The organism is Lysinibacillus sp. ACHW1.5 (assembly GCF_022014815.1).
Taxonomy (GTDB): Bacteria; Bacillota; Bacilli; order Bacillales_A; family Planococcaceae; genus Lysinibacillus; species Lysinibacillus capsici.
Genome location: NZ_CP091777.1, coordinates 213,153 through 232,897 on the forward strand (window position 1 = coordinate 213,153; position 19,745 = coordinate 232,897).

Consider the following 19,745-nt stretch of genomic DNA (forward strand, 5'->3'; position numbering starts at 1 on the left):
CTAAATTACAATTTGCTATATCTTTTTTATGAAAGAATAATATTTATAAATGTTATTATTTTACAATAAATACTTATTTTAATAAAATGTTAGTATAAACCATTTTTATGGGAAATCAGTAAAATTGTTGCGTGTAATTGATAAAATGCGTTACAAGGAGGAGAAGAAATGAGTAATATTTTAACATTGACGAATATCACAAAAAGTTATCGAAATAATAAAGTAATTAATAATGTTTCTTTCTCAGTTCCAAAAGGTGAAGTAATAGGTTTAGTTGGACCAAATGGTGCAGGAAAGACAACCCTTATGCGAATAATTATGGGATTAATAACGAAGTTTGAGGGGGAGGTTCGGTTTGATATTGAAAAGCAACCTTTACAACATATAAAACGTATTGGAGGACTGATTGAATACCCTAGTTTTTATCCCCATATGAGTGGAATGGATAACCTTATTTATTTTGCAGAGATTTCAGGGGGATATGATAGAGATAATGTTTCATCTGTAGTCCATTTATTGGGGATTGAAGGTTTTGTTCATAAGAAGGTAAAAAGGTATTCTTTAGGAATGAAACAGAGGTTAGGAATTGCACAGGCATTAGTTAATAATCCTAAATTATTGATTTTAGATGAACCTACAAATGGATTAGATCCAGAAGGAGTTGCTGAAATAAGAGAAATATTAGGAAAAGTTTCAAAAGAGAAAGGGATATCAATTCTTATATCCAGCCATATTTTATCAGAAATTGAAGCTGTTTGTGATAAAGTTTTATTTTTGAAGAAGGGAACAGTAGTAGATTATATTGATTTAAAAACAGAAAAACAGAGTGATAGAGAGCTACATGAATTTATCATAGAAACTAAAAAAATAGAAATGGTAAAAAACTATTTAAATGATATACAAAACATTCCTTTTATAGAAATTGATCAAGATAAAGTAAAATTTCAATATCTTTATAAAGATTCTGATTCCCTTATAGTAGATTTAGTAAAAAATAAAATTAGTATAAATGCTATTTATCCACTTCGCAAAGATTTAGAAAAGAGATTTTTTGAGTTAATGGGAGGAAATAAGATTGAATAGCACTATAAGAATCTCAATATTAGAGGTTAAACAATTATTCAAAAGATATGGCATTTGGTCAAGTTTATTTATTGCAGTTTTGTACACTATTACAATTTATCTAAAAAGGCCCATGTACCCAACCCCTTCGGATTTGGATACATATTTCAATTACTTTGGTGATCTTTCATACTATATTATTCTCATTATGCCTTCTTTTATTATGTCGAGAGAGTTTTCATTAAAAACTTCTAGAATTATATTCACAGGATCTTTTTCACGTATAAATATAGTCCTATCAAAATTACTTTCATTGATTTTAATTGGATGTATTGTAGGAACTATTCACCGATTACTAGCCAATTTATTGTGGATATTGGAACATAATAAATTTACTCTGAATAACCTTACACACGATATTTTTACTAATCTAACAAATTATATACTTATTTCCTTTTTTGTTTCTAGTTTATCTTTCATCATTGGGTTTATTACGTTCAGTCAAATTGCAACAATAGTTTCCATTATTTCTATGTTTTCATTTGAGAGTATGATTAGAGGTATTATTTTAATAAAATTAGACGCTACAACAAAATTAGCTCTTTGGATTAAAGAGAATCCACTGGCTTTGGTTTATAAGGGAATGCAATATAATAATTTATCAATGTCAAATAATATTTGTTTAGCATTAACGGGCTTAGTATTATTTTTAATAGCTTTAATAATTATTAATAAAAGGGAAATTTAGGAGATTGATAATATGACTGGTATGTTTTCTATAAGCCGAATGGAAATAAAGAAAATATTTGATACATCAACATGCGTTTTTTTAATAATACTATTTATTGCTACAATTATTGATAATGTTCTTTATTATCAGATGAACTTAAGTAAAAGCGTAGAGTTAAGCGGAAATATTGGTATTTCCTTATTTATTATACAAATTTACTTTATTTACTTAGGCAGTAATATGATAGGATCCGAGTTTAGTTTTGGAACTTCGAAAATGGTATTTAGTAGTATGTTCAGTCGAAGTCAAATAATTCATATTAAAAGTGTTTCATTTTTATTTTATACTTCTTTATATGGCATTTTTAATATATTAATTGGATTAACTGTTCAACTTTTCATAGGTAAACATTTCTCTAGTATGGAGATCCTAAGTACGCTATTTTCAGTTTGGATTGTATATATAGTTTATTTCGCTTCTATCTTATCAGTAGGTATATTTACAATTTCTATTACGTTCAATCGCGTTTACTCATTAATAATTGGATATGTTCTATATATTTTTTTATATAACATTGGTATACAAATTGTAGAAAGAGATGACAGTTGGATAAAGACGATTATGGAGAATACACCTTTTTACATTGCTTCTGATGGTTTTTCTACTCTATACTACAATATTAATGATATTATTTACTTAAGCTTCTTTTCAGTAGTAATTTATATAATAGGTCTCTATGTACTCAAAAAAAGAGATTTGAAATAAATAAACTCTATTATTTAGATTCTTGGAATAATCGCAGTTTATCAGGGAAATATATTTTAAATGTAGTGCCAGTATCTTCTTGAGAATCTACACTTATGCGTAACCCTAATTTTTTGCACAAGGTTTCACAAAGGTACAAACCCATACCAGTAGATTTAACATAGTTTCTACCATTGGTTCCTGTGAATCCACGTTTAAAAATTCTCTCAATATCAGATGAAGCTATACCTATACCGTTGTCTGATATTAACAATAAAGTACCGTTTTCTACTTTTTTAGCAATAAAGGATAATTTAAGTGGATTATGACGATATTTGATAGCATTATCTATTAATTGCTTCAAAATAAAAATAATCCATTTTGAATCAGATGTGACTTTCAAATCGAGGTTATCCTTATATATACTACCGTTGGCACGAATAATACTTAGAGATAGTGATTTAATGGCTAAATTTACAGCCTTATCAAGTGTAAATGTTTCTATTCTATAATCTTGATTTAAAGTACTGCTTCTTGCATAGTATAGAGCTTGTTCAACATAACCTTCTATTTTTAATAGTTCTTCTTGAATAAGGATGTTTTCAGGTGTCTTATGGTTACTTATAATTAATTTTAGGGCAGTGATTGGTGTTTTTATTTCATGCACCCAAAGTTCAATGTAGTCGGTATAATCACGTTGAGAGTTTTTCAAAGAGAACATACAATCATTCATGTATTTTGTTGCTTCATTTAAGATGTTGTAGAAGAATTTCCCTGAAAAAAAAGGGGGCTCCTCTACAATATCTGCGATATATGTTTTTTCTTTGATTTGTTTTGAAATATTTTTTATTTCATTATAATATTTCCTTAATTGATAGTATTTAACTATAATTGGTGTGAAAAAGAAAAATAGAAGAAGTAAATCTATTACTATTACTAAACTTCCATTTTCATTATACAAGTAGAGGATACTAGAGATAATTAGCAATGATAGTAAATGAAAAAGTATTGCTAACTGTTTTTCCTTAAAAAATTCAATTAAACTCATAACTGATAACCCTGTCCTCTCTTCGTTAATAAATATTTTTTTAAACCGATTGATTCCAATTTGCGCCTTAACCTCGATATATTAACATTTAAGGTGTTTTCATCAACAAAATCTCCGTTTTGCCAAAGCTCATTCATTATTTCATCTCTAGAAACTACGTTTCCTTTATTCATCATCAATAATCTAAGAATACATAATTCATTTTTTGTAAGTTCTATTTCTATATTATTATAAATAGCTTTGCTCTTTAATATTTCCAGTGTTAAATCTTTATAAGAAAGAATAGCACTTTTGGAAATTTCGTAAGTTCTCTTTAAAACGGATTGAATATGAGCTAAAAGGATTTGTAAATCATATGGTTTTGTAATAAAGTCATCTGCTCCTATTTGGAGACTTAATAGTTCGTCAAAGGAAGTGTCACGGCTAGTCACTATAATAATGGGTACAGAAGACAATTTCCGAATTTCACGACACACCTGAAAACCGTCTTGAAAAGGAAGGTTAAGATCTAAAATAATTAAATGAGGCATGCTTAGTAGAGCATCTTCTACAATTTTTGTGAAATCATCGCCACTTATGCATTCATACCCATACCTCTCTAGAAAGTCAAAAAGTTCCTTTCTGATAATTGGATCATCTTCGATAATGAATATTTTCATTTTTAATCTCTCCCCAACAGAACCAATGGCTGGTTTTATTTCCATTATTTATACATTTTCATTATATTATAGTGCATAGTTAGTAATCTTACAAAACGGTAATATTATGATACAATAATCGATTTTTTGTAAATTCATTGAATGGTAAAATTATGGTAGTAAAAGGATAAGTCATCCATAAAAGGAGTGAAAATGGGAAGTGAATACAATATTAAAAGTTGAGAATATTGAAAAGGTGTATGGTAATAAGGGTAACGTAACCCATGCATTAAAAAACATTTCATTTGAAGTGCAAAAAGGCGATTTTATAGCAATTATGGGACCAAGTGGAAGTGGTAAATCGACTTTACTTAATTGTATTTCAACCATTGATACTGCTACAGCTGGTCATGTATTTATAGATGGCGAAAATGTCACAAAATTAAAGGGACATAAATTGTCAAAATTTAGAAGTGAGAAGTTAGGTTTTATTTTTCAAGAATATAATTTACTAGATACACTAACTGCTTTTGAAAACGTTTCTTTGGCATTATCTATAATTAATTACCCAGTGAATGAAATTGAACATGAAGTCGATAGAGTTGCCGCCGCTTTGGATATAAAGGAAGTATTGTACAAATATCCATATCAAATGTCAGGAGGACAACAGCAGAGAATCGCGGCAGCAAGAGCCATTGTTACAAGGCCTACATTATTATTAGCCGATGAGCCAACAGGGGCTCTTGATAGTAAATCTGCTAAAATGCTGCTGAAAAATTTAGAAATATTAAATCAGCAACAAGATGCTACAACTTTGATGGTTACTCACGATCCTTATAATGCTAGTTATTGCAGAAGGATTATTTTTCTAAAGGATGGAGAAATTTTTAATGAACTAATACGAGGAAAAGATGATCGTAAAACTTTCTTTAATCGAATAATGGAGGTCGTTGCACTACTAGGAGGAAATATCAATGATGAGTTTTAAATTGATATATAAAAATGTAGGCAGAAGTATTAAAGATTACGCTATCTATTTTCTAACTCTTGTCTTAGGTGTCAGCCTATTTTATGCATTTAATTCAGTATCATCACAACCAGCTTTAAATGATTTAAATTATTCTATGGAGATTTTTGGGGATGCATTAGTTACGTATATTGGACTATTAACAAGGTTCATTGCAATTGTGTTTGCTTTTCTCATCATATATGCCAATCAATTCATAATGAAGCGAAGAAAAAAAGAAATGGGTATTTATATGACATTAGGGATGAGTAAATGGCGGATATCCTTTATTTTTGTAGGTGAGACCTTTTTGGTAGGGTTATTTGCTTTAATTATAGGCCTTGGGCTAGGATTTTTAATGTCACAAGTTATTTCGATATTAGCTTTAAAAATGTTTGTAGGTGATGCAGTAGGATATAAATTGCTGTTATCAAAAGAAGCTATAAAAGAAACTATTATAAGTTTTTCAATTATTTATATTATAGTAGCACTTTTTAATACTCGTAATATTATGAACATTAAACTTATCGATTTATTAACTGCGAATCGTAAAAATCAAGAGTTAAAGGTCTATAACAAATGGGCGACAAGTAGCCTTTTTTTAGTAGCAATTACTTTAATAACTACTGGAATACTATTGTTAATGAAATTCGGACTTGATAAGAATTATTTAACTGTAATAGTCTCGCTTCTTGGTGTTGGTATTATTTTGTTTTATTATACAATTTCCGGTGTGATGGTGTTCTTGGCTAAAAGAAACAAAAAGCTATATTTTAAAGAACTAAATTCATTTTTGTTTCGACAATTCGGAAGTAAAATGCAAATCAATTTTCTAGTAATAAGTATCTTAAGTGCATTACTGATAGCTTCACTGGTTGTTCTAGGTACAGGATTTAGTGTTACAAGTTCTATGAATAAACAAGTTACCACGGCTACCCCATTTGACTTAACAATTGTAAAACCATATGAGGATAACAAAAATCTTTTAGAAACAGCAAAACAAGATGGCATTCCACTTAAAGAAAATCTTAAAAGTTATGTAGAGATAATGTTGTTTAATGCAGATTTAACTTATGGAGAATTGTTTAAAGAGCAACAAGTAAAACTATCTGATTTAGAACAAGAGATACTTATGTCACAAGTTACTTTAATAACTGAAACAGATTACAATAAAATATTGGAACTATCTGGAGAAGAGGGAATTCGGTTAGGAGAAAATAAATTCATTATTAATGCAAATTATGAACCCTTTAATAAACATATTCAATATTTCTTAAATAAAGAAGGGAAAATAAGAATTGGTGATAAGGAGCTCACTCCTGCAAACAAAAAAATATTTGGTAACATTACTTACTTAACAAATTCAACCAGGGCAAATGATGTAGGAACAGTGGTTGTTCCAGACAATATGAAAAATTATATGAATCCTGATAGTTTCTTATTGAATGGCGTTTTTCCCTCTCAAGAAATTGAGGGTACGGTCTATAAAATAATGAATAATAAATGGGTCGAAAAATCTCTTGATGGAGAGATTTATTATGTAACTAAGAGTGTGATACAAGACACTTACTTTGGCGTATTTGGAGTAATAGCTTTTATTAGTAGTTACTTAGGAATAATTTTAATGATTGTCACGTTATCCATACTAGCATTACAGCAATTAACAGAAACACAGGATAACAAAGAAAGATACCTGACATTATCGAAAATTGGTGCAGATAAAAAAATGATTAATAGGTTGTTATTTAGACAAATTGGATTTTATTTTATTTCACCTTTAATTTTAGCTAGTTTCATATCGATCTTTACTACTAAGGTTGTATTAGAAAAATTAGAACCATTTTTTGAAGTTTCTATCAAACAGAATATGTTTTTAAGCTTTGGTATTATTTTGTTGCTATATGTAATATATTTCATGGCAACTTATCAGAGTGCAAAACAGGTAATTTTAGACAGTAGACTTAAATAAAAGGAGAAGATATTATGACTGAATTTCTAATGGGTTTTGGATTATCGGAGGGAATAGTTGAAACTATTAAATGGTGGATCCCATATTTAAGTTTTATAATGATCATAATCATCGTAGCAATTTTATTTAAGGTTATCCGTAAAAAGAAAATAAAGAATGCGAAAAATTAATAATTCATTTAGTTTAAAAAAGTATTAATCTTGGTTAAATGATCTTAGAACTAACATGACTGGTTCCTCACAATTTTACTATTGACAATTGAAGCTGTCAAAAATAATAGCGTATCAACTTAAACCCAGTGCGTTTCTGGCCTTATGATCCATTGCTTTAAAATCACAAGTTGAGGAAATCGCTAGCATACTTAAGGATCATTTAGAGAAAGAGAAGTAAATGTTATAAAAATGCCCAAGTGGAATGATTACCACTTGGGTTTTTCTACTAGGAATCCAAAAACCGAGGAAGGCGGCCAAGCATACAGGGTAGAACGCTCACATGGTCCTCCTCATCAAACTTCACATAATTAGTAAGAATGTTTTGGTCGCTTAAACGCTTCAGTTGTTCAGCCGCTAGATCAGCTCCCTCTAACATATCTGGCAACTCGTTAGCACCGATTGTAAGTAAGAGATTAATAGCATGCTGACCGTTCCAATCTTCAAAAAATCTGTCTATTACTTTTAGTACTGCATTGTCTGCCCACCAAACAGAGGGACTGCCAGCTACAATATGACTGAATAAGTGAGGTCTTGCACATAAAGCATATAGTGTGAAAAGACCGCCTAAGGAATGACCAACAATCGCTTGCTTCTTTTTATTGAGAGGCCATTCCTTTGCTATAGCAGGCATGAGCTCATGTTCAATAAAATCTAAGAACTCATTAGCTTTGCCATTTGGAGGCCAAGGCGTTCCATCTGGACGTGGAGGCAGATGTTCTTTGGTAACAGGTAGTGTAAAATCGAGACAGCGTCGCTCCATATCAAAAGGTTCCTTTGAGGGATAACCAATGCCAATAACAAGAATAGGATCATAGCCTTTTGGTTTACGTGTTTGTAATTTCACTGCCTCTGCAAGTGTTGGAAAAAGGGCGTCCCCATCTAAGGCGTAGATGACAGTATAACCATCTGCTGGTGGTTCATCTGTTGGGCTTGCAATTAAAATGCGATAATCTAGCTGTTGACGAGATGTCATGGCAACTTCAAAGTAGTTTTCTGATGTATAAGGTTTCTTTGTCATTGTTATCATGGCGCTAAAAACTCCAATACATCTTCTATCACTTTTCCTTGAGCATGAATACCGCCATTTAGCCAGTAATCCGCGGATGTCTCAAATACTTGATTGTTTTTGAAGGCTGCTGTACTTTGCCAAATTTTACTGTTCTTCAACTCATTTAAAAATTCATCCCCAAGATTACCATCATTGATTAGGAAAATATAATCGGCATCCAGTTCAGGTAGAATCTCCAATGATACTTCGAAGGCACCATTTTTCACGTAGCTGCTTTGTTCAAATCCTAATTCATGTGTTAAGACATACCCACTAAAATACTCATCTGTCATGAAAAACATACCTTTTGCATTAAAGCGAATTAACGCAATTTTTTTACCCTCTGTTATAGAGGATAGCTTTGTTTTTGCTGCATCTACTTTTTCTTGATAATCCTGTATGGCTTGCTCAGCCTTGTCTGTTTCATCAAGTAGTTGCCCTAAAACTTTAATAGAGCCTTCTAAATCACTTGCAGCATTATTAAAAACATAGGTTGGTGCGATTTTTGCATATTTTTCATAGGTGCCATTTTCCATATAAAATGAATTGTGCAAAATAATTAAGTCTGGTTTATCTGCCATAATGGCTTCGGCTGATGGGGGACCGCTTGCAAAGCTAATTTCTGGTATACCCTGTAGCTGATCTTGTAAATAAAGCTGTGGCTTAACACCATTAGACCATTGCATAGTAGGCTTGATACCAAGAGCTAGTAATGAATCCTCCATGACAGGTGCAAAAATTTTAGTAGGCTTAGCTGGTAGTGTTACCTCATTACCAACCTCATCTTTTAGTGTTAACGGATAAATACTTTGCTCCTTTGTACTTTCTGAGGATGCCTGCGTTTCTACCTGTTCCACTTTATTGCTTGATTGGGTATTGCAGGCGGAAAGTATGCCGATAGTAAGCAAAAACATCGCTGATAAATAGGCAGATTTTATAATTGTATGACATTGAATAGGACAATTTTGTTTCATTGTTCATCAAAGTCTCCTTCCAGTGATAATCATTCTCAAATGAAATTATAAATCACTGTCTGATACGTTACCATGGACGGGGACAGGAAAAGGATTTGGATTTTTTCCGGTTAGCATAAGTAACATTTCATCTAGCATTCGGCTTATAGCAATAGCTGAGTATTCGAACCAAGGATTCGAAGGTAAAACATAGACATGTCCATTTTTTACAGCACGGAGCTCTTTCCAACGATCAAGGTATTGTAGAGTAAGCCAATAATTTCGGGTTGGTGAATCGGGACAAATGATAAATAGCAAACGGTCAGGGTCTATATTTACTAGCTGATCAAGTGTAATATGCTCATTATATGTTTGTTGGTGAGCATCGACAGAGCGAAGCTGTAAATCTGTATACAGTACATCCTGAATCCCTTTATTACAATACATAAATAATTGATCACCGCATAAACGAAGAACAGCAAACGTATCATTTTCAGCAACTTGATTAATTTCTAATCTCGCCTGTAATACCTTTTGTTCATATGTTTGAATGAAGTGCTCACCTACGCTTTGCTTTTTAACAGCTACAGCTATTTCTCTCAGCTGTGTTCGCCAATCCTTCGCTTGTATAAAGACACTTTTGATGCCAATAGTTTGAAGCCAATTAAGCATGGAGAGGGAGGGTTCCTCTTGAAAAATATGAATATCTGGCTTAACGGAGGCTAATTTTTTGAAGTTGTCCTCTGATTCTGTATCGAATATATTAACATGCACGGGAATTTTCTCTTGATAATGATTGTAATAATAAGGACTCCATTTAGCATTCAGCGGAGCTGCAACTGGTATGATACCAAGCGCTAATAAATTTCCGGTAGCGGAGACCGAAAAAGTAGAAATACGCTGGCGAGCCATCTTACTATAAGCAGAAGGTGAAATCCCAACTTCTTTTTTAAATTTTCGGCTAAAATAAAATTCGTCACTGTAACCTACTTTTCTAGCAATCTCACGAAGTAATAAATCGGTATCACGCAGTAATTGCTTGGCATGTCCGATACGTAGCGCCGTTAAATAATCTGTGGCACTTTGACCGAATGCCTTTTTAAATGCCTCTCCAAAGTAGCTGGAACTCAGACCCGAAATGAGTGCTAGATGCTTAATCGTGAGAGGTTGATGATGGTTTTTAGCAATATAATCTCGAATATCCTTTAATGATATTTGAGTTGTCGTATCTGTTATACTTCCCGTTTTCATATAAATGTCACCCCTTATTATAGGTATGAGAATTACTTGGCAGTAACCAATAGTTTTGGTAATGCACCGAGTAACTTCTCTCTTGTAAAGGCATCTCCGTAATTCCACTTTGTTGCATCCACTAAATAAGTATGGTTAGTTTGGACAGCAGGGAGTCCTTTCCACATATCGCTATTAATCAACTCCATCGTAGCCATTTGCGATTCGGGTTTATCAGATAACAACATAAAGATGCGGTCACCAGCATACTGAGGTAAGTGATCTATTGGTATTTCTCTATACCCTTCGCCTGCTTGAAGTAGCTTTTTGACTTGTGGGTGAGGCTGAAAACCATCTGGATGAAAAAGGGCAGGGGATAGACCTGTACAGCCCATAATAAAAAGGCGTTTGCCATGATCAAAAGTCAAAACAGATGCTGTTTCGCCAGGCTCTACAACTGTTTGTAGCTGCTGCCACATAGTATTTTCTTGGATTTTAAAATATTCTAGCCAATCTTCTGCACGCTGTTGTTGGCTAAGCCACTGCCCTAATAAAAGAACGCGTTCCTCCAATGAATCCCAGGAATTTAGGGTAACTGTTGGTGCAATAGAAGATAGTGCTTGATATTGCTGCTCGTCATTATTTGTAAAGATAATTAAATCAGGGTTCAGCTTCGAAGATTTTTCAAGATTGATTGGAAAGGCAACATCTTGAATATAAGGAACATGGTTTTTATAGAAGGATTTACTAATAGAGTTTTTGTTACCACCTATTGGCTGCACATCAAAAATCAACATATCCCCAAACGTTTCTCCATGATAAATAACACGATGCGGTGAACGAGGAATGGCTACCTCGTGTCCTGTCCAATCTTTTACAACAGTTTTTTGTTTATATTGTCGTGCAAACTGTTTTGGAGGTATTCCAATTACCTGTCGGAAGCGGCGATTAAAATAATATTCATCATCAAATCCCACTTGCTGCGCAATATCTTTTAATGGCTCATTTGTTTGTAGTAATAATTCCTTGGCATTTGTAAGACGTAAATCTGTAATATAATCAAGCGGTTTCTTCCCAGTTAAGGTTTGGAAGATCGTACTATATTGCCATTGAGCTATACGAGCGAGTTCCGCTAGCTTTTTCACTGTTAAAGGCTGTTGAAAATAGTTATGTATATAGTCGATAGTTTCTTCAACCGCCTTTGTCAACTGGTAGTTCATATGAAGCTGATGTTCAAATAATAAATTTAAGAGTTCATACAAGACTCCTTGTTGTTTAAGAAAATCCAATTTAGGATTTAAATTATACAGATCTTCGCTAAGACGAATTAATCGTGTATACGGATAAATTGTATATTCCACTTCATCAGAAAAAATAGATCCTAGATGTGGGGAAGGGTGCTTATGTTTTAGCTGAAAGGCTGAAAAGGCAATTTTATAGAAACGGTAACCATGATTTATATCCGATAAATCAATCATAGAATGGGGCTGAACAAGAAAAATTTTTCCTTTCGTCACCAAATAGGGTATATCATCAATCGTTAATGTCCCACAGCCATTTGTAAAAAGTATCATCGTATGATGAGAAGTCGAGATAAACGGATAGCTCTGCGAAATACAGTCAATATCTTCTAAATGAAATAGTAAATCATTGTTAATAGAAGCTGATTTATTGTCTTCCATCTGTTCACTTCCTTAGTAAATGAAAATGATTATCAATTAACTGTATTGTATAAAAAGTAAAGAGACATTTCAACAAAGATGAAATGTCTCTTGTTAGTTATTTTTTTAACATAGTAGGTAATTGTGATAACAGCCATTCTCTTGTTGAGGCATCGCTATCACTTTTTTCAATATCAAATGTGTAGACATGACCGTTCTTCACTGCCGGTAGGTTCTTCCAAATTGGACTTTCCATCATTTCTTTTGTCGATTGTTTTGCTTCATCATCGACTGGTGTAAGGATGAAAATTCGATCACCAGCATATTCAGGAAGAAGTTCTGTGGAGATTTCAGCAAAGCCTGTTCCATCATCAAGAATTTTTTGTATGTTGTCGCCAGGCTTAAGCACATTTGAATCGTATAAAACTTGAGAAAGTCCAGCACGTGCCATGACAAATAATCGATCTCCTGGATAATATGTTAAAACCGATGCCGTTTCATCTGGTTTAATGATGTCATCAGCTACAAGTGACTCCCACATTTTATCCGCTTTTTCTGTATAAGCATCCATCCATTGAGTTGCTTCTTCTTTTTTATTAAGTATATCGCCCAGCTCTGTTAAACGTTGGTTTAAGGGCGCAAAAGTATCAAACACGATAGTAGGGGCGATTTTAGAAAGCTGTGAATATGTTTTTTCATCTGAAGTACCAATAATGATAAGATCAGGCTTTAATGACAATGTTTTTTCCACATTAATAGGAAAACCAACGTCCTCTACATCTTTTACGCGATCTTCCCAAGCGTAATTTGTAATCCAAGAGAAGCCAGCACCAACTGTTTTGATATTCAATGCAAGTAAATCACCGTATCCTTCTCCATGATAAACCACTCTCTCAGGATCTACAGGAATTTCAACCTCATGACCTAAATAATCCTTATAGACCCGAGTGGTTGATGCTGATGCTGTTGTCTCTTCCTTCTTCGTTTCTTCATTGGTAGAACCACAAGCAGCTAGTATGATACTAACCAGTAGTAATAAGCTATAAATGAGCATATGTCGCTTTAATTTTTTCATGTCTCTTCCTCCGTAAATGATAATCATTATCGATATAGGCTAGCATAAATTAGTCAGTGACCTAGAACAATGGATAAAATGAAAAAGGGCCATTAAGGTTTATCCAAAAATCTAACTGTAACCTTAAATTAAAATCCGTTTTACCGTATAAGTATCCTTCCATTGGTGGAGAATGGACCTTTCATTGGACTAAGATTCGTGTAATGAAAGGGGGTAAAAATGAAAAATTATTGGGGTTTGTCATAACAGGAATGCTATTAATTGTTACAACTAGGAGATTTGGTCGAATGGTATATGGAGTTATATTGCCGTTTATGCAGGAGGGAATGAGTTTCAAGACCACTCAATCTGGTTACTTAGGAACAATGCTGTTTTTAGGTTATTTTAAGAAAGATCCTATATGGGATAGCTTGCCAGCCGTAAAAAATGATCATCTTTATGTTTGGCCAGAGGAGCGCTCATGGTATATGACCCAACAGCCGTGTTGGCTCAGGTAGAGGAATTAACAAACTGGCTAACGAATAAAAAATAAGCTAAATAATTGGATATGCTAGTACAACATACTAAACAAAATTAAGTGAAATTCCATTAAATCACTCAGCCATTGGATTGTTTGAGTGATTTTTCTATGCTTATACAGGTTTATATTGAGAATAATTATCAATTATAATAAGCTTGTAGGTAGTGAAGAATTGGAAGGAATGATGTAGGATGCTACCAAAAGAGGAGTTTCTATTTCTTTGGAATCAAGCAACGATCAAAGTGCTCGATATAAGATATGAGCTATTCAAACCTGGAGAAATTGGAAAATCATATAAATTGCCTGCAAATATGTTTCTTTATGCCACAGGTGGTGGTGCGGAAGTTCAAATCGATTTAATAAACTATACACTAGAGGGCTTTCATCTTATTCACGGTGGAAAGGGCACCACACTACAAATAATGGCTACAGACAAAGGCTTTGAATATTTTTTAATATTTTATCGAGCTTCCATTCCTTTAACCTCAAATAAAATGATAGCAAGGGCGTTACAAACAAATAATCCTTTCAACTATCAATACAGTCTTGTTCCTAACTCACCTATTACAATGTTTGAAAAAATATATTTTATGTATAAGAAGTGGGAAAATGCCAATAACCTCAGCAAATTTACTGTTAAATCGCTATTCTATCAATTATTAAATGAAATTTTCATGCAGTTAGATCAGGACAGTGACGACATTCAAAAGCTAAATGTCTCTAGTCAAATTAAAGCCTATCTAGAGCAAAATTATGCACAGCCATTGACCTTAGAATCCATTGCGAAGGCATTGCGCTATAGTCCATCTCATTTATCCATTCAATTCAAGCAACAATTAGGTTGCAGCCCGATTGAGTATTTAATTCAGCTACGTATTGAAAAAGCTTCTATTTTGCTTGAGAAGACGAATGCTAGCTTACGCGATATCGCTATGGGTGTGGGCTATAGTGATGTCTATTATTTTAGTAGACTTTTCAAAAAGAGAGTAGGCGTTTCTCCTACAAAATTCCGTCAAAAGCAAAAAGTAAGTGATCTGATAAAAGATAGTCCTTCAATGTCTGAAAGATACTCCATTGTCGATTGGAGCTTCCAAGATTATATTGAGAATGGTTATCAATATAATGAAAGGAAGTATGAACCAATGAATAAAAGAGGTTTATCAGCTTTTACAACACTCTTTCTATGTCTGACGCTTTTATTAAGTGCTTGCAGTAGTGGGGCATCAACCAGTACACAGGGCGGGGAAAAACAAGCCTCTACCACTCAAACAGTAAGCGAATCACAAACAAAAACTGTCTCTACTATGAAAGGAGACGTAGAAATACCTGTTAACCCTGAGCGAGTAGTGGTGATGTATTATACAGGTGATGTACTAGCATTTGATGTGACACCAGTGGGTTCTTCTAAAATACAAGAGGGAGCAGCATTTGAGGAAGAATTAAAAACAGTTGAAAGTTTAGGTGAATGGTTTGAACCAAATGTCGAGGCAGTGATCCAATTAAAACCTGATGTCATCATTATTCCAAGTAAGGATGAGCTTTACGATCAAATGCAGAAAATTGCACCTACAATCATGATCGATTTCTCAATCTCACTCGATGAACGTTTAACAAAGATTGGTGAAGTACTAGGGAAAGAGAAAGAAGCAAAAGAGCTTTTAGCTAGTTTCTATACAAAAGTAGAGGATAGTCAAAAGAAGCTAAAAGAGGCAGGTATTTCGGATAAAACGGTTAGTATTATGGAGGGCGGCAAAGGAAAAATGTCCGTTGTGACAAGCTATACCTTTGGACGTGGTTCTCAAGCTATTTATGAGTATTTAGGAATGAAAGCACCAGATATTATTCAAAAGAAAATAGATGATAAATACAACACCAATGAGGCAATCGATGTTTCTTTAGAAGTTTTAACAGATTATGCAGGAGATTATGTATTCCGCTCATCTTATGAAGGAATGGTAGATTTAACAGATCATCCAGTTTGGGCTGATATTCCAGCCATTAAAGAAGGAAGGCTTATTGAAATGAATTTTGGTTTTTGTTACTACAACGACATTTATTCATTATCAAAACAGCTAGATTTCATTGTGGATCAACTAGTTGCTACAACAAATTAAATTAAAAAATGGATGGTTTACCCCATAAATATTTATTGATACATAACATTTATGGAGCAGATATTTTCATTTACGATCAGACAAAGTCGATTAGTTGACTTTGTCTATTGTTTTTATAGCCCACTTTCAAAAGATAGCACTAAAGAAACCAACATCGTTTCAGGTTGGTATTTCTTTAGTGCTTTTATTTTAATTGTTTAGGATTTGGAATGTGTCAGATATAGTTGTTTGGATAATATGGCGATTTCCACTGATAATGAAATCGGCAGGAACTCGCTTGCCCAAATCATTTGAGCGGACGATGGATGAATTTGCTGTTAAACCTTCAATTATGATTTCCATATTGGCATCAAAGGTTACTGGTTTTTTATTCAATGTCGCTTGAAGTGTAATTCGGTTTGCCTTTTTAGTTACTTGAATATCCATTATTCCTTCATCTTCATTGACAAGTGTATAAAGTGGCGGAATGATGATGGTCATTTTGTCCTTTGTTGTAAGAATATAACGTTCCGTGTCAATTTCTGATGCGGCTACATTAATTTTGGCTCTATAAGTATTTTTATTTTTTGTCATCGCAGTTGTTTTTCCTGGAATAGCTGCCGTATCTGATAAATCAGGTTTTTTAGGTATGTTGTCTTTTGTAGGAAGTGTATGCTTTCCTTGTACAAAATCCACTAAAGTCCAAACATTTGGGACGAGTTGCTGCTGAACAGGTGTTAATGCTTCAAAAGAAGTTTTGACTGCCTGCACATCCTGAGCTGTCGATGTTTTTGGTGATAAAGCTGCAATAGCGTTTTCAACTTCTTTAGCTGCTGCTTTATCCTTTACAACCAGCTGTTCTGCATCAAGTAATTGTTGCTCGATACCTGCAGGTAAAGAAATATTTGAAAACCTTCGTAATGCATTAAGCTCTGCTCGGGCATTGGCTACATCTTTATGGAACGAGAGACGAGATGAATTAATCAATTGAATTTTATTGACCACCTTGTCAACAGATGTATTTGGCGCGATATAGGAAGTTAGAATTTTTTGCGCAGATGCACTTACAAATGTTTTTTGCGCTGCATTCAGGGTATTATACCAATCTTTTGTATCAGTAACATTTTGATAATAATTAGGGGACGTAGAATCCACAGAATACAATTTCTCTTCAATTTGTGCTGCCAGCTTACGATAAGCAATTCTTGTTTGCTGATGTGCTGACAAAGTGGAGTAGTTCGTGACATACTGTTTTTCCGTGCCCGTTAAAGCATTATAAGCTTTTAAAGCGGCCTCTAAGTTTGTTTGAAAGGTAGCTGTTGTATTGTTAATGTTGTTAATAAGTTGTACAACATTTGCCACGTTAGCATTGTAGTTAGCAGTTATGTAGGCTGAGTTTGGTAGTTCAGCAGCCGATACTGGCGCGGTGTAAAGAAGTGAAGGAACTGCCACTAAAGACAGTAAGACAAGTTTCTTTTTAGATTTCATAATGTAGAATCCTCCTGTGTTTAATGTTCTTGGTTAATTGAAGGCAATATATACAATATATGGTGTTAATTTAATCTTAACATAGTCTAGAATCTTTTTTGTATTTATTAGTTGAACTTGTGCTGTTTATATTGCAAATGCTCAGTAAGTAGAAAAAGGTTGGAGAGACAAAGGGAACATTGCAACTTCTTCAAGTACTTTTGCTTTAAAATACCATATGCAAATGTGCTTAATATCTACCATGAAATAAGATTGAAGAGGTTTTTAGATGTGTGGTATAGAAGATGTATATTTCTGAATGCTAGAATAATTTAAAATTGCCTATTGTTATAGAGATTTTTGTTATTTTGGAAAAATAATATAAGAAGTTAATAGATTAAAGATGCAGAGGTTGGTTATTTTACTTTAATGAAACTTTACGATCTACTTAATAATACAGCCGCCGTTGAGGAGCAATATTGGCTGTTAAAAAAGACGCTTCAAGAGCATTTGGCAGTGGAACCAAGTGAGGAGATTGAGGATTGGTATAGAAGCTGGAAACAGATTAATACCATGTCTCAAGTAGATGCTTTTAATTAGTTAAAATTTTAAGGACTCTGCATGACGCAGAGTCCTTCTTTTAGTGTAATAAACCATCACGTTTAGCAGAGTTGTAATAGCTCAATGCGCTGTTCAAATTATTATAAGCACTTACGACTTCAAGCTGAGTTGCGTAATAATTGTTTACAATAGATTTCGCTTGTTCAATATAGTTATTTATATAGATCCAGTCATTTTGTGAAGTCCATTTTGAGTAATAAGGTACATCACTGCCATCTCCGTTGTACGATATTGACACAAGGTCATTATAGGCTGAAGTGATAAGGGACTCTAAATAAGATTTTTCGACATTATAACCACCATTTGTGCCATACTTATAAGCATTTTTATAAGTGCGAATAGCATTGTTTAAATTATTGATCGCGTTGGCAATATCAGTTTGAGTCGCATAATAATTATTGACAATTAACTGTGCAGACGAAACAGCAGCTTCGATGGCGTTTCTTTCCGTCTGAGTAGTCCAAGGCGAATTATAAGGGACATTTGAACCGTCCCATGAAACCGTAACATATTGAACAGAATTAATTAAAGATTGAAGGGAAGCTTTATCACCATAACCATATTTTGTACCACTCTTCTGAGCAGCTTGGTAGACTGCTAGTGCATTTTTATACTGATTGATGGCATTTTTCACCTGTTCTTGTGAGGCATTTGAATTATTTGCTATAGCTTTCGCACTTGCTACAGCAGAATCAAACACTGTACGGTCTGCTTGTGTTGTCCATTTGTCCGTATTTAAAACATCATAGCCGTTCACAGATACTTGTACATATGGTGGGGATGCGATAAGTGTATTAAGTTCCTTTTTATCAATGACAGGAAGCGTCACGGAGACACGACTATCGTCCACCTGTACATTGTTTACCAGATGTCCTGAATCTAAAGCTACTTTAGTACCGCCTTTTACAACAATTTGCTCAATTTTACCCTCACCATAAAGGTTAAAATCTTTCGCTACATCAATTGTAAGCTTTTCTATATTAGTCATTGCTTCAAAAGATTCCACTTTACCTACTACATCTACTTTGGCAAGAGTTTGGTCAGAAGATATATTGACTTTAGTACGTCCCAAATTGATGTTTGATGATTTCATATCGATTAGGTTGACGTATAGCCAACTTACCTTTTTCGTGACAATTGGTTTTAGTGTAATTGTTTCATCTACTACTACTTCATCGAGTGTAACGGCTTTTTTTACTCTGTTTGTAATGATAAGCTGTCCATCTACGCTAACATCTTGAACCTTTACATAGTCAGCGTTTACAGTAAGATCTCCCGAGATTAGTGCGTCACCTCCATCAAAATAGACAGTTTTTTTGCTAGTACCTGCTTTGTTTAATATTAATGAGGTAACGTCCGTAATTTGACCATTTTTCACTACAATGGTAGCTCGGGCATTGGTTAATGCAGCTTTATTTGAAGTATCAAATAGGGGCTTTAATGCCGATTGAATTCTAAATGTACCATTAGATGTTATCACAGTATCTTTTGTTATATTTTTGATCGTTACGGATTCACCTATTACTTTTTTGGCTGCTGCTACATGTGTCTCATATGAATTTGATTGTATTTGAGATGATGCGGCATTCGCAGTAGACATTGGTAATACTAGTGTCGCTGTAATAGCCGTGGCCATTAATGTTGATAGCGCTTTATTTTTCATGTAAG

General features: G+C 33.6%; 16 protein-coding genes and 1 pseudogene. 8 read left to right on the forward strand and 9 right to left on the reverse strand.

Features of this window, described 5'->3' with window-relative positions; all coding sequences use genetic code 11:
- Positions 1 to 168: 168 nt before the first annotated feature.
- From L6W14_RS01030 to L6W14_RS01040, 3 genes are read left to right on the forward strand one after another with little or no spacing between them, the layout of a single operon-like run.
- Positions 169 to 1,083, forward strand: coding sequence for an ABC transporter ATP-binding protein (locus tag L6W14_RS01030; RefSeq protein ID WP_237899085.1), 915 nt, complete (start codon positions 169 to 171; stop codon positions 1,081 to 1,083).
- Positions 1,076 to 1,810 carry a hypothetical protein gene (locus L6W14_RS01035; RefSeq protein WP_237899087.1) on the forward strand — a complete coding sequence of 245 codons (735 nt, stop codon included), beginning with the start codon at positions 1,076 to 1,078 and terminating at the stop codon, positions 1,808 to 1,810. The genes L6W14_RS01030 and L6W14_RS01035 overlap by 8 nt, the downstream gene beginning before the upstream one ends.
- Positions 1,811 to 1,822: 12 nt before the next feature.
- Positions 1,823 to 2,557, forward strand: coding sequence for a hypothetical protein (locus L6W14_RS01040; protein ID WP_131522184.1), 735 nt, complete (start codon positions 1,823 to 1,825; stop codon positions 2,555 to 2,557).
- Between the two features lie 10 nt (positions 2,558 to 2,567).
- Here the strand turns inward: L6W14_RS01040 and L6W14_RS01045 are convergent, their stop codons facing one another.
- Together L6W14_RS01045 and L6W14_RS01050 are read right to left on the reverse strand one after the other, a co-directional pair.
- Positions 2,568 to 3,584, reverse strand: a complete 1,017-nt coding sequence (locus L6W14_RS01045; RefSeq protein WP_131522185.1) for a sensor histidine kinase — start codon at positions 3,582 to 3,584, stop codon at positions 2,568 to 2,570.
- Complete coding sequence (locus tag L6W14_RS01050) at positions 3,581 to 4,243, reverse strand: response regulator transcription factor (protein WP_131522186.1); 663 nt, start codon at positions 4,241 to 4,243, stop codon at positions 3,581 to 3,583. The genes L6W14_RS01045 and L6W14_RS01050 overlap by 4 nt, the downstream gene beginning before the upstream one ends.
- A 199-nt stretch (positions 4,244 to 4,442) precedes the next feature.
- Between L6W14_RS01050 and L6W14_RS01055 the strand changes: the two genes are divergently transcribed.
- Together L6W14_RS01055 and L6W14_RS01060 are read left to right on the forward strand one after the other, a co-directional pair.
- Positions 4,443 to 5,210 carry an ABC transporter ATP-binding protein gene (locus L6W14_RS01055; RefSeq protein ID WP_237899088.1) on the forward strand — a complete coding sequence of 256 codons (768 nt, stop codon included), beginning with the start codon at positions 4,443 to 4,445 and terminating at the stop codon, positions 5,208 to 5,210.
- On the forward strand, positions 5,197 to 7,197 hold the full coding sequence (locus L6W14_RS01060) for an FtsX-like permease family protein (RefSeq protein ID WP_131522188.1): 2,001 nt from the start codon (positions 5,197 to 5,199) through the stop codon (positions 7,195 to 7,197). The genes L6W14_RS01055 and L6W14_RS01060 overlap by 14 nt, the downstream gene beginning before the upstream one ends.
- A 438-nt stretch (positions 7,198 to 7,635) precedes the next feature.
- Here the strand turns inward: L6W14_RS01060 and L6W14_RS01065 are convergent, their stop codons facing one another.
- The 5 genes from L6W14_RS01065 to L6W14_RS01085 all read right to left on the reverse strand — a co-directional run bounded on the left by L6W14_RS01065 (position 7,636) and on the right by L6W14_RS01085 (position 13,376).
- Positions 7,636 to 8,436 carry an alpha/beta hydrolase gene (locus tag L6W14_RS01065; RefSeq protein WP_131522189.1) on the reverse strand — a complete coding sequence of 267 codons (801 nt, stop codon included), beginning with the start codon at positions 8,434 to 8,436 and terminating at the stop codon, positions 7,636 to 7,638.
- Positions 8,433 to 9,431 (reverse strand): ABC transporter substrate-binding protein, encoded by a 999-nt coding sequence (locus L6W14_RS01070; RefSeq protein WP_131522190.1) that lies wholly within the window; start codon positions 9,429 to 9,431, stop codon positions 8,433 to 8,435. The genes L6W14_RS01065 and L6W14_RS01070 overlap by 4 nt, the downstream gene beginning before the upstream one ends.
- 45 nt (positions 9,432 to 9,476) lie before the next feature.
- Entirely contained in the window at positions 9,477 to 10,661 is a 1,185-nt protein-coding gene (locus L6W14_RS01075) for a helix-turn-helix domain-containing protein (protein ID WP_131522191.1), read from the reverse strand.
- Between the two features lie 32 nt (positions 10,662 to 10,693).
- A complete protein-coding gene (locus L6W14_RS01080) occupies positions 10,694 to 12,322 on the reverse strand; it encodes a helix-turn-helix domain-containing protein (RefSeq protein ID WP_237899090.1) in 1,629 nt (542 codons plus the stop codon).
- Between the two features lie 97 nt (positions 12,323 to 12,419).
- Entirely contained in the window at positions 12,420 to 13,376 is a 957-nt protein-coding gene (locus tag L6W14_RS01085; RefSeq protein ID WP_237899091.1) for an ABC transporter substrate-binding protein, read from the reverse strand.
- Positions 13,377 to 13,579: 203 nt separating this feature from the next.
- On the opposite strand from L6W14_RS01085, the pseudogene L6W14_RS01090 reads away from it, so the two are divergent.
- Together L6W14_RS01090 and L6W14_RS01095 are read left to right on the forward strand one after the other, a co-directional pair.
- A pseudogene (locus L6W14_RS01090) lies at positions 13,580 to 13,759 on the forward strand (hypothetical protein); the annotation flags it as partial.
- Positions 13,760 to 14,087: 328 nt separating this feature from the next.
- Positions 14,088 to 16,010 (forward strand): ABC transporter substrate-binding protein, encoded by a 1,923-nt coding sequence (locus L6W14_RS01095; protein ID WP_237899093.1) that lies wholly within the window; start codon positions 14,088 to 14,090, stop codon positions 16,008 to 16,010.
- A gap of 189 nt (positions 16,011 to 16,199) precedes the next feature.
- Here L6W14_RS01095 and L6W14_RS01100 read toward each other — a convergent pair whose 3' ends face one another.
- A complete protein-coding gene (locus L6W14_RS01100) occupies positions 16,200 to 17,477 on the reverse strand; it encodes a hypothetical protein (protein ID WP_131522194.1) in 1,278 nt (425 codons plus the stop codon).
- 408 nt (positions 17,478 to 17,885) lie between these two features.
- On the opposite strand from L6W14_RS01100, the gene L6W14_RS01105 reads away from it, so the two are divergent.
- Positions 17,886 to 18,056, forward strand: coding sequence for a bacterial transcriptional activator domain-containing protein (locus tag L6W14_RS01105; protein ID WP_237899095.1), 171 nt, complete (start codon positions 17,886 to 17,888; stop codon positions 18,054 to 18,056).
- Positions 18,057 to 18,096: 40 nt separating this feature from the next.
- Here the strand turns inward: L6W14_RS01105 and L6W14_RS01110 are convergent, their stop codons facing one another.
- Positions 18,097 to 19,740: an S-layer protein gene (locus L6W14_RS01110; protein ID WP_131522195.1), complete on the reverse strand. Its 1,644-nt coding sequence runs from the start codon at positions 19,738 to 19,740 to the stop codon at positions 18,097 to 18,099.
- Positions 19,741 to 19,745 lie beyond the last annotated feature (5 nt).

Bases quoted from the DNA above. Each gene is read 5' to 3' on its own strand.
- L6W14_RS01030 (WP_237899085.1), top strand. From the start codon at position 169: ATGAGTAATATTTTAACATTGACGAATATCACAAAAAGTTATCGAAAT.
- L6W14_RS01040 (WP_131522184.1), top strand. From the start codon at position 1,823: ATGACTGGTATGTTTTCTATAAGCCGAATGGAAATAAAGAAAATATTT.
- L6W14_RS01045 (WP_131522185.1), bottom strand. From the start codon at position 3,584: ATGAGTTTAATTGAATTTTTTAAGGAAAAACAGTTAGCAATACTTTTT.
- L6W14_RS01050 (WP_131522186.1), bottom strand. From the start codon at position 4,243: ATGAAAATATTCATTATCGAAGATGATCCAATTATCAGAAAGGAACTT.
- L6W14_RS01060 (WP_131522188.1), top strand. From the start codon at position 5,197: ATGATGAGTTTTAAATTGATATATAAAAATGTAGGCAGAAGTATTAAA.
- L6W14_RS01065 (WP_131522189.1), bottom strand. From the start codon at position 8,436: ATGATAACAATGACAAAGAAACCTTATACATCAGAAAACTACTTTGAA.
- L6W14_RS01070 (WP_131522190.1), bottom strand. From the start codon at position 9,431: ATGAAACAAAATTGTCCTATTCAATGTCATACAATTATAAAATCTGCC.
- L6W14_RS01075 (WP_131522191.1), bottom strand. From the start codon at position 10,661: ATGAAAACGGGAAGTATAACAGATACGACAACTCAAATATCATTAAAG.
- L6W14_RS01080 (WP_237899090.1), bottom strand. From the start codon at position 12,322: ATGGAAGACAATAAATCAGCTTCTATTAACAATGATTTACTATTTCAT.
- L6W14_RS01085 (WP_237899091.1), bottom strand. From the start codon at position 13,376: ATGAAAAAATTAAAGCGACATATGCTCATTTATAGCTTATTACTACTG.
- L6W14_RS01095 (WP_237899093.1), top strand. From the start codon at position 14,088: ATGCTACCAAAAGAGGAGTTTCTATTTCTTTGGAATCAAGCAACGATC.
- L6W14_RS01100 (WP_131522194.1), bottom strand. From the start codon at position 17,477: ATGAAATCTAAAAAGAAACTTGTCTTACTGTCTTTAGTGGCAGTTCCT.
- L6W14_RS01105 (WP_237899095.1), top strand. From the start codon at position 17,886: ATGAAACTTTACGATCTACTTAATAATACAGCCGCCGTTGAGGAGCAA.
- L6W14_RS01110 (WP_131522195.1), bottom strand. From the start codon at position 19,740: ATGAAAAATAAAGCGCTATCAACATTAATGGCCACGGCTATTACAGCG.